The organism is Hyphomicrobium sp. (assembly GCF_019753045.1).
GTDB lineage: Bacteria > Pseudomonadota > Alphaproteobacteria > Rhizobiales > Hyphomicrobiaceae > Hyphomicrobium_B.
On sequence record NZ_JAIELN010000012.1, the window covers coordinates 267,081 to 281,715 of the forward strand.

Below are 14,635 nucleotides of genomic sequence, written 5' to 3' on the forward strand. Positions count from 1 at the left end.
AAAAGGGCGCCCGAGAAACGCGGACGCCCTTTTTGCTATCAGGCTAAAGTGTTCAGTTGGCTTTCGCCGTGGCGGCCGATGCATTGGCCGCTTGATTGTCGAGCTTGAAGAACGTGTCGACGCGCATACCGGTGAAGAGCGGCGGATGATCGTCAAGGGAGACCATCACTTCGACGACTTCAACATCGTTCGGGCGGCGGGGGCCGCGGGTCGCGATCCGCGGAGCGGCCAACGACTGCGAGATCGACGTAACGGTGCCTTCGAACGTCTTGTCCGGGAAGGCGTCGGCCTTCACGACGACGCGCTGGCCGACATGAACTCTTGCAGCATCGCGCTCTTCGACTTCGGCGCGAAGGCGGAGGCTCGACATGTCGCCAAAGACAACGACGGCGCTCTCCGGCGAGGGCACGGCCGTTTCACCGACGCGTCCCAAAACATTCAGAACGGTGCCGTCGGCCGGGGCGCGGATGCGGGTGCGCTCGAGGGCGAGTTCGGCAGAGGTCAGATCGGAACGGGCAAGAGCCAGCGACGATTCCAGACGCTGCTGCAGCGGCATGTTTGCCTGAGCATTGACCTGCGTGAGCTTCGCCTTCGCAGCCGTCAATGCGTCTTGTTTGGCAACCAGATCCTTGCGAGCCTTGTCGACTGCTTCGGCATTGCCCTTATCGGTTTTCGAGGCGCGGAATGCTGCATCGAAAGCCTCATGGGCGGCGAAAACGCCACGCTGCGCTTTAGAGACTGCATCCTCGGCGTTGCGGCGATCGAGTGCCGGACCGGTTGCCGCTTCCTCACCGCGTTCACGTTCGCGAACGCTCGCTTCAGCGGAGGCGGCGGCAATCTTGTTGTAATAGTCTGCGTCCTCGAGACGGATCAGTAGATCGCCGGCTTTTACCTGGTCGTTCGTGTTGGCCAGGACTTCAGCAATCTTGCCGCCGACTTCGCTCGCAATGCGGACTTCACCATCCTTCGGCTCGACGCGCGCGGTGGCGGATGCCGCCCATTGCGCAGCCGGAGCTGTGGTGTCGGCATGTGCCGTGCCCGCCACGCTGGAGAAAAGCGTTTCGCTTTTCGTCAGCGCATTAAATGCAAAGCCACCTGACAGCGCTATGGCGGCCGCAACCACAATGGCTGAGACGGTGGGATCAATCTTCTTAAGCATGCAGCTTTCGCCTCTTCGTCAAATCCGTGATTTCGGGGGCATCTATGCCTTCCGGCCGGCGCTCTTCGCCGACGATTCTGCCGTCTTCGATGCGTATGACGCGATCGGCGTAACCCAAGGTTCGCGGGTCGTGCGTTACGGCGAGCACGCTGCGATGTTGTTCCTTGGCGATGCGAGATAGGAGAGCCATCACCGCGTGTCCATTCTCGCTGTCCAGAGCGGCGGTCGGCTCGTCAGCGAGCACGACCGACGGCGAACTTGCGATGGCACGGGCCACGGCAACGCGCTGCTGTTCGCCGCCCGAGAGGTTGCGGGGATAGTTGGTCAGCCGATGGCCGAGACCCACCTCACGCAAAACCTCTTCCGAGCGGCTGGTGGCAGCGAAGCCCTTAATGCCCCTGACGTCGAGCGCGATGCGAACGTTCTCGATGGCGTTCAGCGTCGGGAACAGATTGTAGGACTGGAAGATGAAACCGAGGTGCTCGCGTCGCACCTTGGCCAGATCTTCGGCGGAGAGACCGTCGATCACCGTATCCGCGATGCGGAGGGATCCCGATGTCGGTTTCATGATGCCGCCGAGGATCGACAGAAGCGTCGTCTTGCCGGAGCCCGAGGGCCCCATCAGGAGTGTCAGCTCGCCGGGAACCAGCTCCAGCGATACGCCTTTGACGGCGACCACCAGGCCGGCACCTGAGCCAAGCTCCTTGACGATATTGTCCGCCTGCATGACGGGAGTCGTTGTCATCGCGCAAACACCGTAGCCGGATCTATCTTCGTGACCTTGACGATGGCCGAAAGCGCCGAGATCGCGCACATGAAGAGCGTCAGTGCGAAAAGCCAGAATGCCAATCCCGGCGTCATCACCAGCGGCAACGACGAATTCCTACTGAGGTAGAGTATTATTAAGGCGATTATCATGCCGAGCACGTAACCCATGATCGCGCTCAACCCGGCCTGAGCCAAGATCACCTTATAGATATAGCCTCTCGACGATCCGAGCGCGCGCAGCGTCGCAAATTCGTGAATATGGTCTTTCGTGCTCGAATAAAGCGTCTGCGCGACGATCACCGTGCCGACGAGACTGCCGAGGATAGCGCCGCCAATGAGGGCCAAACCCGCACCCGTGCGGAACAGCCACTGCTTCAGGCTGCGGCTTTCGAATTCATCCTTGGTCAACACGTCAGCTGAATCGAGGCGCTTCGCGAGATCTTGCTGAACTTCCGTGATGTTCGCTCCCGGGGCAAGCTTCACGAGGAGGAACGTCGACTTGTCGTCATCGGCACCGAGCAACTGACGAGCACGGTTAAGCGTCGTGTAAGCATACGGCGATTGGGTGAAGGAGCGGATACCTTCCGTCAGCGCACGGATCTTGACGCGGCCACCAGCCGCCTGCGCGGTGTCACCGATGCCGTTGACGCCGAGTTCGCTCAAATAGGTGCTATCGACGGCGATGGCGTCAGGCGCTTTGATGTCCTCGACCGTGCCTTGAATAAGGCCCCACGGAAGGAGGCCCTGATCGTCGGCGTCGGCGCCAACGAGGACCACGCGGGAGGAACCGCCCTCAGGCTTCCGCCATTCTGCAAAGGCGACGACGAGAGGCACGACGCTTTCGACGCCGGGCGTCGCCAAGGCTTGATGGCGTTCACGATCGCCCAAAAGGAGCCCGCCGTCCTCGAAGCTTTTGGCGCCGAAGGTCGTTACGATCAGATCGGCGTTGGAGCGGGCAATGTTGGCCGTGATCATCCGGCTCGACCCGAGGTACAAACCGAGTTGCACTGCCACTAGAACGATGGAGAAAAGAATACCGATAAGCGTAACCGCCAAGCGAACGCGATCGTGCAACAAGTTACGAAGCGCGAGAGTAAAAACCATGTATCTGCCGGATCTCTCAGAATGTTTCTATTGGGCCTTCGGGCCTGCAACAGGCGCGAGCTCCGCATAAATACCGGTGCGCCTCATGCAGGGTCATATAGCTCTATTGTCTCGTCGCGACCACAGTGAAACGCGAAAACGAGCCGCGTCACGTTCCGCCTCGAACCATGCCGCCGGGGTTAATTCACGGCGGAAAAGGCTTTCTCCTAAAGCCTTAGCAAGGGTTTAACAAATAAGTTCCAATGTTTTGCCGTTTTCGGGGCATAGGAGTACTGAAGTTGAACTTTTATCTGCGGTTTATTGTCATGCGTAATATGAACATTGCGAATTGTTCAGGCGTTGCTCTGGTCGCCGCAGCTTGCTTACTCGGTTTCGCAATGCGCCCGACTGCGGCCGCGGCCGATCCCAAAGAAGTGGGCGTCTGGTACGACGACACCGGCAAGGGTGCGGTCAAGATCGAGATCTGCACTCCGACAACGCTTTGCGGAAAGATCTATTGGCTTCAAGAGCCGATGGCCGCCGACGGCCAACCGAAGATCGACAGATATAATCCCGATGCTTCGCAGCGTACGCGTCCGATTTGCGGCTTGCCGGTTTTGGGCGATCTCTCGCAACTGTCGGGCGGCGGTTTCGACAACGGCTGGGTTTATGATCCGAAGGAAGGCAAATCCTACGATGTCGCCTTGGATCTCGTCGACGCCGACACTCTCAAAGTGACCGGCTACAAGGGAATGCGTTTTCTAGGCAAATCGTTCATCTGGACGCGAGCGCCAGCGGACTTGCCGTCATGTGCTCCCGATGCCGCAGCCGCGCCGACCCAAGTGAAGCCGGGCGATGCGAAAAAGCAGGCGGCAGGCACTGCGAAAAAGACGACGAAGTCCGCGTCAGACGCCTCCAAACTTGGAGGCGCCAACGTCGCGACTGCGCCACAGAAGAAAAAGGCTGCCGTAAAAGAGGCGGCTACTCAGCCGCCCCCAGCTGCTTCGAATTAGTCGAAGCCGGTTTCTGAACCACGACCTTGTCGGCCTGGCGGGCCAACAGGCGGTCAACGAATTCGGTTGTCCGGTCAACGACATAGCCGCGTTGACGGTCAAGCGTAACCAAGTGGTAGCTGTCGTCGAGAACTGAAACTTCAACCATGCCGCCGAGCTGGCGCTGGAGTGCCATCGTATTCTTGATGTCGCTCTGGTCGTCGTGGCGCGGATGGAAGATCAGCGTGTGCAGCTTCACGAGCGGCAGCATCGGCCGGACGTTGCGCACGAGGCAGAAGAATTCGTAGACGGTGCCGCCACCACGCTCGGTGATGTCAGCCGGCATGTTATCGCTGCCGCGCATCGAATCGAGAGCGAAGTTGCGTACGCGCTCATCCTTGATGCCGTAGGGCGCCGGTGTGCGGAATTTGAAAAGGCGCGCGGTCCACTTGTCGGTGACGAGGTGGAAAAGCTTGATGGCCTTCGGGATCGCCCAGCCATTAACAGCAAGCGTCGGCGCATAAAGCATCACGCCGCAGGCTTGGTCTTGACGGTAGGCTGCAAGCCGCAGAGCCAAGATAGAACCAGCCGAAGCGCCGCCGATAATGACGTTGTCACATACGCTGCGCAAATGATCGAACGCGTCCGAGACCGACCTATACCAGTCCTGCCACGTCGAAAGGCCGGAGACGTCGGTACCAAACGTCAGTCCAGGAACGACCGGACAATAAACTGTCATTCCCTTGCGGGAGAGCGCATGCGCAACGGCCTTCATCTCAAGCGGCGAACCGCCGAGAGAATGGATCAACAAAACCCCCGACTTCCCACCGGGAATGTAAACGCTTCCGCGAGGAGGCTGAAATTTTTCTTGGTTTTTCATTACCTACGTTGAACTCGTTATTACCCTGTGGAACGCTAATTACGACGCAGCAGCTTCAGATGCCAACGCAACTTTGTCGCGTCGCCGCAGATTTGAGCTTTTTTGCATATACCCGCAGTTGAGATTTGGTTTGTGAAGGTATTACGAAGTTGCTGAAAACACCATAGGTTTTGGCGTCAGGTTACTGACGATTGGTTAAGGTGGACTTCATGCCGCGCCGCCGTTTGCCGCCAGCCGTTGCTGCATTGCAGCATGCAAACGCGCCTTTTTGACAGAGACTATGATTCATTTCACTTCCTCGGGTCACTTCCTCGGGTCAGAGGCCCGTCCTAGATCGCGTCATTGGCGCGAAAATATGAAATAGGGTCCGCGCGGCACGATTATCGACCAACCCAAAGCTTCTAGACACTGTTCCCGTGGAAACGATGCTTTATACTTAAACTGGCGTTACCGGCCGCGTCCCGCGGAAGCCCACCGGTAGGATCTGCCGGGGACTGAGTTGAAGTGACTGTTTCCTTGCGCCTGCCCGTTTCGCTGCTGACAGCCACGGCTTTGGTGTTGTGTCAGCTGCCTCTGCCGACCGCCGTTGCAGACCCGATCAGCCGTGCGGACTATGAAGCCTGTCAGGCCAAGGACGACGGGGCTTTAAAGGCCGCCGTCATCGCCATTGCGACAGACGCCATCTCGAACGGCACAAAATCCATCGACTACAATGCGTTGGTCGCGGATCAATGGCGGCAGAGGAACCTCGACCAGATCATCGACAGCCGCGTCGATATCGCGGTGGCGGAGATAACGAACGAGACGAGCTGGTCCGACCGGCTCCAGTCCCTCGCCAATAGTGAAAAGTCCCAGCAGCTCGCCACGATGGTCGCCGAGCGCGTGTACCGTTCGGATGCCGTCAAGGCCGGCATCGAGGATTTGGCGTCCGGTGTCGCCGCGGAAGTCGGCAAGTCCATCGAATTCGCCAGCTCGGACGCAACCGGCCCGCTGCTCGATTGCCTCAAAGCCTTTGTCGGTCCGCGCTACGGGAGTGCCGTCGCCGACGCTCTTGCCAGCGACGCCAGCAAAGGTGTCGTGGTCGATCCGAACAAAGGATCGGGCGGCGTCGGGGCAGGTTCGGTGCTGAAGGAGACGAGTGGCGGACTTGCTGGAGCGACGATCCTGATCGTACGCCGGCAGCTCGCAAATCTCGCCCAGCGCGTTGGGCAGCGCATCGTCGGCAGCGTTCTTTCGCGGCTCGTGTCGGTCGTGGCGGGCGGCGTCGGCCTGGTCCTGATCGCGAAAGACCTCTGGGACTTCCGCAACGGCGTGTTGCCGATCATCGCGACCGAAATGAAAGCTCCGGCGACGAAAGACAAGGTGCGCGAAGAACTCGCCAATACTCTCAAAGAGCAGATGAACGAACACGTGGCGGCGATCGCGAACGCGGCAGCCGAAAACGTCATCGACGTTTGGCAGACGTTCCGGCGGGCGCACGCGCTCGTGCTCCGGATCGCGGACGAGAATGGTGAATTCCGGAAATTCCTCGACGGCGTGAAGCCCGACGCCTTGCCGCGGCTCGATGAAGTGGTTTCGATCCTCGTCGCTTCGGAAGGCGAGCCGTCGATCCTGCAGCGCCTTCAGGACGGTTCGCTCAACAACGCCGTACACCTGATGCCCGACAAGGGCCTCGATATCGCGCGCGACTTGAAATCGGTCGGGGCCGGCCTCGACTGGACGGCGCTCGCGGGCGATCGCCTTGGGAGCGTAACCGAATACGAGTTGCATAAGCGAATGTCGCCGAAAGACCTCACCCGGGCTTCGCTCGACCGCATACTCGCCCTCAACGACCGGATAGCGATTATCAGGATCGCGAGTGTGCCTCCGGAGGCGCGAGAGATGCTGTTCACGCTCAACTCGAGCGATCTGGACAGCCTGCTCAGGTCACTTTCGGAAGACGAGCTTCGGGCGCTGGCGGGTTACCTCTCAGGATTGAAGCCAGGCCCGCGGGAGAAGGTTTTGCGGGCCGTCTCGGCTGACCCCGCCAAAATGCAAATCCTCGCCTCGCGTCATGTTCGCGAACGCATTTTAGCAAGCAGCGATCAGGGCGCCGCGGCCGACATGATGCTCGCGTCGTCGTCGGGCTATTCCACCAAGGTGCTGGGGGATGATCTGAAGCTCGTCTGGGATGGCCGTGTCGAGCCGCTTTTGCTCTGGGATAAGCATCCGCAAGCTGTGGCGGGCGCCGGCATCGCCGGCCTGATCCTGCTCGCCTGGTTCGCCCGGCTGTTCCGTCCGAGGCGGATGCCGGGTGGTGCATCGGCTGGCCGCACCTAGGCAAATCGGCACCGCTCGAAGCTTTCCACATGCAATCGCCGGCGGCCGGTCTCAAGGCGGTGCGACGCCTGCTATAAAGATTCGCGATTGTGAACCCATGAGACCAAGGGGAGCAGACACATGCGCGTTCGATTTAGAGCCGAGGAGGGAGTGCACGACATGGGATTGAAGGCGCCGGGTATTGTAACTTTTATGCTTTCAGTGATCCTGACGGTGATCGTTTTGATGTCGAAATTCTTCGGTGCAGAGATCCCTTGGCTCACCGGAAACGAATCCTGGGCGATGCTCATGTCGTACGCGATCCTTATGCTCGGTTGCATGGTCCGAGGGATGTAAGCGCACGCCGAATCCAATCGCCGTTCACTGAGGGTTTGTAGCAATTTTTCTTCTTTATGAGACCGTCCGTTCACGATGTGCGCAGGTGTCGCGCGGCATCCGGCGGACTAGAGCGACGTCATGCTGCTGAGTATCGGTCAAGGCATGACGAAAGAGATTCCTCAAGTCTTTGCACGGCGCGCGCGGCTTTCATCGAAAGCCATCTTGGCTGCTGTTGCATTGACGCTTGCGGCTCTCGCGGCGATCGCCGTTGCTTCTCATCACGAGACGAAGACTTCGTTGAAGACGGTCAGCCCCGTCTCGCAATGGCCCGTCGATAACGGAGCCGACAAAGGATCAGTCCTGGTGCCTGTGGTCGCCCGATAGGGGAGGCACAAGAGGCTCGGCGCGAACAAGGCCGCGCACCGAGTTTCCGAGGTAGATCGCGCGTGCCGAGTTGATATCCTCAATCCTCAGCGGGGCCTCGACAGCCCTCCCCTCATCGATAAGCGCAGCCCGAAGCGTTCCGGGCAAAAGGCCTGCGGCGAGCCGTGGCGTTACGAGCTTGCCATCCCTTTCGATGAAGATCGTGGTGCGGCTTCCTTCCGTGAGTTCGCCGTTCTCGTTGAGGTAGATCACTTCGTCGGCGCCGAGTGTATCGGAATAGTGTTTCCATTCCCGGTCATAAAGCTCTCGACGCGTTGTCTTGTGGTAGAGAAACAAGTCGCCACTATTCAAGCGCGTGTCGGAGATGACGTAGCGCATGACGGCGTCGGCGGCGGTTTCCGGCTGCGGAGTTGCGGTTGCCGACACTGCCCCATCCTCATCGAGAAGGAGCCTTACGCGCAGCCGGTTATCGGGCTGTTCAGCGATCGCCGCATCGATTGCGTCGCGCACTTTCGTCGCGTCATAGGCAAATCCGAAATAAGCCGCCGATGCGGCCAGCCGTGCGAGGTGATAGCCCCTTAGCCACACGCCGTCGCCCGGCACGTAGACCATCGTTTCGATCAGCTCGAAGCGGCGAACGGGGTCAGTCAGAAACTTCATCTTGAGCAGGCACTCGGCATATTCTTTCGGGCCATCGGAATCGGCGACGACGCCCGAGCCGATGCCCATTTCACCAGCGCCCTTACGATCGATCACAGCGGTCCGGATCGCGACGTTGAATTGCGCCGAACCGTCCGGCGAGAAATTTCCAATGGCGCCGCAATAGACGCCGCGAGCTTCGGTTTCGAGTTCGCGGATCAGCTCCATCGCCCTGATCTTCGGAGCGCCGGTGATGGAACCCGGCGGAAAGATAGCCTTCAGAATGTCGGTAATGCCGACGCCGTCCTTCAGATGTGCGCGAACGCCCGATGTCATCTGATGAAGGGTCTTGAATGTCTCGATTGTGAAGAGATCCGTCACGCTTACGGAGCCGAGGTCGGCGATGCGGCCCAAGTCGTTGCGCATCAAATCGACGATCATCAAATTTTCGGCGCGGTTTTTGACGTCGGTCGAAAGTCCCTGTCGCACTTCCGCCTCGCCTTCAGGCGTGCCGGCACGCGGCGCGGTTCCCTTCATCGGCCGAGTTTCGATGACGCGATCATGGAGATCGATGAAGAGCTCCGGCGACGCGGAGAGGATCGTGACGTCGCCCGTATCGACGAGGCCCGCATAAGCGACGCGCTGTTTCAGGCGCAGGTCGCGGTAGAGGGCGAGCGGCGAGCCTTCGAGATTGAACTTCGCTTTGAACGTGAGGTTGAGCTGGTAGATGTCGCCACTTCGGATATTCTTTTGAACTTCATCGAAGCGCTTCAAATACGAGACGCTATCCCAGCTATGAGCCAGCTCGCCCAGCGTCGGATTGCCGATTGCCTCTTGCGTCAGCCATCCCTGGACCTCGGCGCCCGTCATTTCTCGGGGCGCGGTGTATAGGCCGAACCAAAGGAGGGGCACCTTGCGCCGGGCCGGCAAAAGATGCGTCAACCTCGGTTCAAGCAGGTATCCAAGCTCATAAGAGAAAAACCCGGCCGCGTGCAGGCCTCGGGCAATGCCGGCCTGAAGGGCCGCCAGCGCCGCTTCGACGTCTTCTGGCGCGTCGGCACGAATGATTTCGACCGGCTTCTCGAAGAGCTTCGATACGGCGTCCAGGCTTGTGCTGTTGTCGAGCAGCACGAAGCCTTCGGCGAGGGTCGGCGTAGGTCTGGCCGATCCTTCAGAGCTCACATTGTACGGGGCCGAAGCGACGACCCCTGCGATTTTTGAGGAAGAGGAATTCATAGGGCGCTTCTAGCCCGGCCGCCGTGGGATTACCACACCGTCGTCACCGGCAAATCTGCGCGATTTCGCCGTCATGGCTTCCCCCTACTAGCCCCTTGGCTCAGCTAGCCCGACCTGCTCGACGACGCCGGTCGTGCGATTGACGGATGCGCCACCCGGCGACTGAACCGAAATGAAGAATGCGCCTGGGTCATCCTCGGGGATGAAATCCGGCGATGATGGCGATTGCGCTTAGAAAGGATATCCGGGCCAACCGCCGGTCTATCAATCCATAACCGGGCGCAACAACTCCGCGCACGGATCTCTATCCACGCACGCATGCGAGATGATCTCTCTCACTACGATCGTTGGATCTCGCCTCGTATGTGTCAACGACGTATGGGCGGCACGGGCCTTACAGGGCGAGACGGCGCCCGCCATACCGAATAGCCGTGCGCCAAAAGACCGATGCCCCAGCCGAGGAGCACCCAGTAGAACCAGATCGTTTGTGGGTTCATGAGATTTATGATTATGAGGATCACATTGACGATCACATAGGCCGTCAAGTGAATCCTGAAGCCTTGGTTCTGCAGCAGCCTGTTCATTTCGGTCTCCGACCGTTAAATTCAGTGCTGTGTTTATAGGTTTTTCTTAGCTCGCGCTCGAATTTCTATTCTTAATCGGCCGTTCGCCGTATCGGAACTGCTGCTTTCGTTAAAACGTTCAGTCACATGGAGCCCAATCTGCCACGCGTCGGCTGGGTGGTGGGCGCTTGGAGAACCTCAATGAGTAACGAGAAGCCGAAGGCTCAAGTGGACAAAGAGCTGAATGAAGCTTTGAAGGAAACCTTCCCCGGTAGCGATCCGATTGCAGTCGATCGCAAGGAGGACGAACCGGTGCGGCCCATCGATCGCAGACCGCCCCTTATCGATAAAGATCTCGTCGAAAAGCTGTCAGAAAAAGCAAAATCCGAACGATCCAAATCGAAATAGCCCGAACTTCCACAATACCCGGATCGTCATCGGGCCGCCGCGTAGTCGTATCCGGGCTTTCGCTCTTAGGGGCCTGGGTTCGGCGACGGAGCCGGGCGTGCCGGGCTCGCATTCGGGGTTGGAGGCGACGTAACGGGCGCGGTGACAGTAGACGCGCCAGTGTTCGTCGTGTTGACGGTCGGACTGACGCGGCCGAAGAAATACCAGCTTATGAGCGCCAGCACGATCAAGAGTGCGACGATCCCAAGCGAAGAACTCGCCCTGGGGCGCGAAAGATCATCCACTTCCCGGCGCTGACCCGTTTGTGGATCGGTATAGAGAGCCATTAGGGGGGTTCCTCTATCGATACTCTGGAAAAATAACAGGGCCCGTGAGAGGAAGGTTCCAGAGACGCGTTGAACAAAGCCCCGTTCCGTCAAATCGGTGATAAGGGCGCCGTCGCCTATCTGCTGGAATGGAAGACAATTTATGACAATTCTGCAGGTTGGAGCTCTTCCCGTCCGCAAGTCGCGCGGCGGTTTCGAGATCCTTCTCATATCTTCCAGAGAAACGGGACGGTGGGTCATTCCGAAAGGTTGGCCATCGAAGCGGCTGAGCGATCCCGCCGCGGCTGCGCGCGAGGCCAAACAGGAGGCTGGCGTAACGGGCAAGATCTCCCGCGTCCCAGTCGGCAGCTATCGCTACCGGAAGAAAACGGGCGAAAACATTCGCGTCCTCACCGTCACCTGCTACGTCTTATGGGTGAAGAAAGAGATGAAGCGGTGGCGCGAGCAGGACCAGCGGACGCGCGTGTGGTTTTCGCAAGGGGATGCGGTCAAAAAGGTCCGGGAGCCGGGATTGAAGATCCTCATCGCGAGTCTTGAAGTCCGGCCAAAAAGCTAGCGCGCTCCGCCGGCCTTGGTCATCGGCGCCGTCACACCCTCCCAACCGAAAACAGAGCGGCCGCCGAGAGACGGCGAGGCTGCTCGTTCGCGGGCGATATGTGTTTCGAACAATGGACCGTTGGCTGTCCGTTCCAGCATTCTCGCCTGATCATCGAGCCTCTTCAGCGCGGCGAGCGTTTCGCTATTCCCAAGCTTGGCTTTTTGAACCGCAGACTTCAGGACTTTAATCGTTTCATCGTAGACGCTTGTCGCAACGGGGTAGGGATGGCTGTCCTTGCCGCCGTGCGCGAGTGAAAAGCGTGCGGGATCCTGAAATCGATACGGCGCGCCGTGCACCACTTCGGCGACCATCGCAAGCGATTGAACGGTTCTTGCGCCTACTCCCGGTATCAGGAGCAGGTCAGGAAAATCTTTAGGTCCTTGCTCGGCAGCGGCGGCGAGCGTTCCGTGCAGGCGGCGGATGAAGACGTCACTCGATCGCACGTCGTGGTGAGCGGGCATCTCGAGATGGGGCAGCGACAGCTGCTCGGATGGTTCGGGCGTCGACTGCTCCAACAGTTCATCTAACAGCTCGGCGACTATTTTATCTGGCCCCAATGTCGACAGCAGGTCGAGTTGTGCTGATCGCGACGCGTTCGCCCGACGATCGGTTAGGTTGACGATTTCACCCTGCGCCGGTCCATCTATTGCGGCATGGGGTTCATCGATGAAGTTCGATCGCGATTTGGAAAACCAATGGTAACGGCGGGCCTGTCCCTTATCCGTGTTCATGCCTTGCTGGACGACAGTCCAGTTGCCTTCGCGGGTCACGAAGAAGCCGTGGAGATAAAGATCGAAGCCATCCTGAACGGCCGCGCTGTCGACCTTGGCGACGAGGCGGCTTGCTTTGCTCAGTTCGTCGGCATCGATGCCGACGCGCTCACCGATTGCGCTCAATTCCTCGGGCGTGCGCCGCGAATGCTTGCCCCGGCCGCCACAAACGTAGATGCCCAGTTCGTCCTTCGCGGGTTCCAGTCCGCGTTTCAATGCGCCGATGACTGTCGTCGTCACGCCAGATGAATGCCAGTCCATGCCCATGACGGCGCCGAACGACTGGAACCAAAAGGGATGGGCGAGACGGCTCAGTAATTCGTCTCGCCCATATTCCTGTACGATCGCTTCGCAGATCACGGCGCCAAGCGAAGCCATCCGGGCCGAGAGCCACGCGGGCACGTGACCGCCATGCAGCGGAAGATCAGCGCTTCCCGTTCGTTGTGCCATCGGCTCCATCAGAACTGCTTCTTATAAACGTATGATGAGTCGCCGGACGCGACCACAGCGCCGTACCTTCGGACAAATTTAAATCGCGGCGAGCCCGCTCGAAGGCTGCCTCATATTTTGCCTTCCTGTCCAACCGGGACGCACGTGCGCGCCGCGTGAATTCGCCTATCTTCATGCACCGATACCTCTGTGAATGCAGAATACCCGCGGAAAATATCGCGGTCGATTTTCCTCGAAAGTGGGAGGCCTTGCCCCCTCGCCGATCATGAACTACGCCTGAGGTCGGTTGTTCCCGAACACAGCGTTCAAACCTATTTCTTGCGGCGAACGAACGCAGGCTTCACCCGGTGATGACGCCGCCGATGCAATATCTGCCTAACGGCTCGACGATCTCCCGGTTCCAATAGAGCTTCGGGTGGACGTCGCGCCAGGGGTGCTAGACGTCCCGCTTGTTGGCCCGGCGGCTGGCGGCAAGGTGCTGCCGGTGGTTACCCCGATACCCGTCAAACCGCCCTGGAATTGCGATAGGAACGCCGCGGTAGAGGCCGGCACAGCAAGTGGCGATGGGTAGAAGCTCGGAGAAATCGCCGATGGAGCGGGCGGAGCCGATAGTCCGGATTGAGTCACAAAAGCGTTGAGTGCGAGCCCCGTTGCGGGCGGCGTCGACGACGTTATCACGTCGCCATTGAGAATGGCGGTGTTTGAATTGGTGGGGCCGATCACCAGACTCAGTGAACTCGGAGCAGACGGATCTATTCTGATCGTCTCGGGCGGGGATTGCACAAGAAACGATGGTAGCTGCGAACTCGATTGCGAAGTCGTGGCGTTGTTCGTGAGCACCGGATTGGCAATCGTCGGCGTCAGCGGGCTGCTCGTCGTGCTGGTCGCCCCCGTTGCGCCAACGGGCGCTGTCGTGCTCTGCGCGAATGCAGCTGACGACATGCCAATGATCAAGCCGGATGAGAGCGCGATTAAAAATTTCGTCATCATCTTCAATCCTATTCGCCCCATCTTCACATAGGAACTTAGGAGCCAAATCACAGTTCCGGACGAGAACCCGGAGTACGTTTTCGGATGAGCATGTTCGTAATGACCTTCAGGCACAGCCTGGGTTAACCAGTCGCAGCCCCGGCGACGTTCGATAGCCGCATCTGCAGAGTTGAATAAAAAACGTCGCTTTTAAAATTGGTGCTCGACCGCGTCTTCCGCGGACATTGCGAACCGAGGCCGGAGTTCAAGCCCCGCCAAACTGAAGTGCCCGAGTCTTGAGGGAAGCGTATCTTGACGAATGACTTGTCGGCTTTTGCAAAGCACCCATACCGTTTTATCATTGCGATCCTTGGCAGCTATCGCTGGAGCCATATCGCGATACTCGCGTCGGTCATCGCGGCCGTTACATTTTCCGTGTCGACGCAGTATGGCCTGAAGAAGCTGGTCGACGCCTTATCCAATCCCTCACAACACGGAGCTGTTTGGATCGCCTTTGCGATGGTCATCGGCTTTTTCGAGGCCAGCAGCATCGACCGCCACGTGCGCGGCCAGACCACGCCGCGGCCGCTGACGCACGACCTGCTCGTGTCGGTCGTCGAGGGACTCGGCGCCACGCTGCAAGACGTGGTGATCACCGAGCTGCGCGAGCACGTCTACTACGCCCGCCTACGCGTCCGCCACGACGGCGAGCTGGTCGAGATCGACGCCCGCCCGAGCGACGCGATCGCCGTCGCCGTCGCCTGCGACCCCCC

Annotated in this window: 16 protein-coding genes; 8 read left to right on the forward strand and 8 right to left on the reverse strand. The window is 59.4% G+C overall.

Annotated features, from left to right (window positions below):
• Positions 1–52: 52 nt before the first annotated feature.
• From K2Q04_RS15345 to K2Q04_RS15355, 3 genes are read right to left on the reverse strand one after another with little or no spacing between them, the layout of a single operon-like run.
• On the reverse strand, positions 53–1,159 hold the full coding sequence (locus K2Q04_RS15345) for an efflux RND transporter periplasmic adaptor subunit (protein WP_291165502.1): 1,107 nt from the start codon (positions 1,157–1,159) through the stop codon (positions 53–55).
• A complete protein-coding gene (locus tag K2Q04_RS15350) occupies positions 1,152–1,904 on the reverse strand; it encodes an ABC transporter ATP-binding protein (RefSeq protein WP_291165504.1) in 753 nt (250 codons plus the stop codon). Before K2Q04_RS15350 ends, K2Q04_RS15345 begins: the two co-directional genes overlap by 8 nt.
• On the reverse strand, positions 1,901–3,031 hold the full coding sequence (locus tag K2Q04_RS15355) for an ABC transporter permease (protein ID WP_291165506.1): 1,131 nt from the start codon (positions 3,029–3,031) through the stop codon (positions 1,901–1,903). The genes K2Q04_RS15350 and K2Q04_RS15355 overlap by 4 nt, the downstream gene beginning before the upstream one ends.
• Positions 3,032–3,408: 377 nt before the next feature.
• On the opposite strand from K2Q04_RS15355, the gene K2Q04_RS15360 reads away from it, so the two are divergent.
• Positions 3,409–4,023 carry a DUF2147 domain-containing protein gene (locus K2Q04_RS15360; protein WP_291165508.1) on the forward strand — a complete coding sequence of 205 codons (615 nt, stop codon included), beginning with the start codon at positions 3,409–3,411 and terminating at the stop codon, positions 4,021–4,023.
• Here K2Q04_RS15360 and K2Q04_RS15365 read toward each other — a convergent pair.
• A complete protein-coding gene (locus K2Q04_RS15365; protein ID WP_291165510.1) occupies positions 3,992–4,810 on the reverse strand; it encodes an alpha/beta fold hydrolase in 819 nt (272 codons plus the stop codon). The genes K2Q04_RS15360 and K2Q04_RS15365 overlap by 32 nt on opposite strands.
• A 576-nt stretch (positions 4,811–5,386) precedes the next feature.
• Here K2Q04_RS15365 and K2Q04_RS15370 point away from each other — a divergent pair.
• The 3 genes from K2Q04_RS15370 to K2Q04_RS15380 all read left to right on the forward strand — a co-directional run bounded on the left by K2Q04_RS15370 (position 5,387) and on the right by K2Q04_RS15380 (position 7,903).
• Positions 5,387–7,201, forward strand: coding sequence for a hypothetical protein (locus K2Q04_RS15370; protein WP_291165512.1), 1,815 nt, complete (start codon positions 5,387–5,389; stop codon positions 7,199–7,201).
• Positions 7,202–7,321: 120 nt separating this feature from the next.
• Entirely contained in the window at positions 7,322–7,537 is a 216-nt protein-coding gene (locus K2Q04_RS15375) for a hypothetical protein (RefSeq protein ID WP_291165514.1), read from the forward strand.
• A 120-nt stretch (positions 7,538–7,657) separates the two neighbouring features.
• On the forward strand, positions 7,658–7,903 hold the full coding sequence (locus K2Q04_RS15380; RefSeq protein WP_291165516.1) for a hypothetical protein: 246 nt from the start codon (positions 7,658–7,660) through the stop codon (positions 7,901–7,903).
• On the opposite strand, the gene pabB is transcribed toward K2Q04_RS15380, so the two are convergent.
• Both pabB and K2Q04_RS15390 read right to left on the reverse strand, forming a co-directional pair.
• Complete coding sequence (gene pabB, locus K2Q04_RS15385) at positions 7,874–9,778, reverse strand: aminodeoxychorismate synthase component I (protein WP_291165518.1); 1,905 nt, start codon at positions 9,776–9,778, stop codon at positions 7,874–7,876. The genes K2Q04_RS15380 and pabB overlap by 30 nt on opposite strands.
• Positions 9,779–10,146: 368 nt before the next feature.
• Positions 10,147–10,362 (reverse strand): 2TM domain-containing protein, encoded by a 216-nt coding sequence (locus K2Q04_RS15390; protein WP_291165519.1) that lies wholly within the window; start codon positions 10,360–10,362, stop codon positions 10,147–10,149.
• 180 nt (positions 10,363–10,542) lie between these two features.
• On the opposite strand from K2Q04_RS15390, the gene K2Q04_RS15395 reads away from it, so the two are divergent.
• Positions 10,543–10,749: a hypothetical protein gene (locus K2Q04_RS15395; protein ID WP_291165521.1), complete on the forward strand. Its 207-nt coding sequence runs from the start codon at positions 10,543–10,545 to the stop codon at positions 10,747–10,749.
• Positions 10,750–10,814: 65 nt separating this feature from the next.
• Here K2Q04_RS15395 and K2Q04_RS15400 read toward each other — a convergent pair whose 3' ends face one another.
• A complete protein-coding gene (locus tag K2Q04_RS15400) occupies positions 10,815–11,075 on the reverse strand; it encodes a histone deacetylase (protein ID WP_291165523.1) in 261 nt (86 codons plus the stop codon).
• A 142-nt stretch (positions 11,076–11,217) separates the two neighbouring features.
• Between K2Q04_RS15400 and K2Q04_RS15405 the strand changes: the two genes are divergently transcribed.
• The gene (locus tag K2Q04_RS15405; RefSeq protein WP_291165525.1) at positions 11,218–11,631 is read left to right on the forward strand and encodes an NUDIX hydrolase; all 414 of its coding nucleotides are present in this window, start codon (positions 11,218–11,220) and stop codon (positions 11,629–11,631) included.
• On the opposite strand, the gene K2Q04_RS15410 is transcribed toward K2Q04_RS15405, so the two are convergent.
• Positions 11,628–12,893 carry a DUF763 domain-containing protein gene (locus K2Q04_RS15410; protein ID WP_291165550.1) on the reverse strand — a complete coding sequence of 422 codons (1,266 nt, stop codon included), beginning with the start codon at positions 12,891–12,893 and terminating at the stop codon, positions 11,628–11,630. The two genes, K2Q04_RS15405 and K2Q04_RS15410, sit on opposite strands and share 4 nt — an antisense overlap.
• A gap of 634 nt (positions 12,894–13,527) precedes the next feature.
• Here K2Q04_RS15410 and K2Q04_RS15415 point away from each other — a divergent pair.
• Together K2Q04_RS15415 and K2Q04_RS15420 are read left to right on the forward strand one after the other, a co-directional pair.
• A complete protein-coding gene (locus K2Q04_RS15415) occupies positions 13,528–13,914 on the forward strand; it encodes a hypothetical protein (RefSeq protein WP_291165527.1) in 387 nt (128 codons plus the stop codon).
• Positions 13,915–14,186: 272 nt separating this feature from the next.
• Positions 14,187–14,635 (forward strand): bifunctional nuclease family protein (locus tag K2Q04_RS15420; RefSeq protein ID WP_291165529.1); only part of this gene is annotated, 449 nt, incomplete at its 3' end.

Bases quoted from the DNA above. Each gene is read 5' to 3' on its own strand.
- K2Q04_RS15405 (WP_291165525.1), top strand. From the start codon at position 11,218: ATGACAATTCTGCAGGTTGGAGCTCTTCCCGTCCGCAAGTCGCGCGGC.
- pabB (WP_291165518.1), bottom strand. From the start codon at position 9,778: ATGAATTCCTCTTCCTCAAAAATCGCAGGGGTCGTCGCTTCGGCCCCG.
- K2Q04_RS15400 (WP_291165523.1), bottom strand. From the start codon at position 11,075: ATGGCTCTCTATACCGATCCACAAACGGGTCAGCGCCGGGAAGTGGAT.
- K2Q04_RS15380 (WP_291165516.1), top strand. From the start codon at position 7,658: ATGCTGCTGAGTATCGGTCAAGGCATGACGAAAGAGATTCCTCAAGTC.
- K2Q04_RS15395 (WP_291165521.1), top strand. From the start codon at position 10,543: ATGAGTAACGAGAAGCCGAAGGCTCAAGTGGACAAAGAGCTGAATGAA.
- K2Q04_RS15355 (WP_291165506.1), bottom strand. From the start codon at position 3,031: ATGGTTTTTACTCTCGCGCTTCGTAACTTGTTGCACGATCGCGTTCGC.
- K2Q04_RS15410 (WP_291165550.1), bottom strand. From the start codon at position 12,893: ATGGCACAACGAACGGGAAGCGCTGATCTTCCGCTGCATGGCGGTCAC.
- K2Q04_RS15375 (WP_291165514.1), top strand. From the start codon at position 7,322: ATGCGCGTTCGATTTAGAGCCGAGGAGGGAGTGCACGACATGGGATTG.
- K2Q04_RS15345 (WP_291165502.1), bottom strand. From the start codon at position 1,159: ATGCTTAAGAAGATTGATCCCACCGTCTCAGCCATTGTGGTTGCGGCC.
- K2Q04_RS15350 (WP_291165504.1), bottom strand. From the start codon at position 1,904: ATGACAACGACTCCCGTCATGCAGGCGGACAATATCGTCAAGGAGCTT.
- K2Q04_RS15390 (WP_291165519.1), bottom strand. From the start codon at position 10,362: ATGAACAGGCTGCTGCAGAACCAAGGCTTCAGGATTCACTTGACGGCC.
- K2Q04_RS15360 (WP_291165508.1), top strand. From the start codon at position 3,409: ATGCGCCCGACTGCGGCCGCGGCCGATCCCAAAGAAGTGGGCGTCTGG.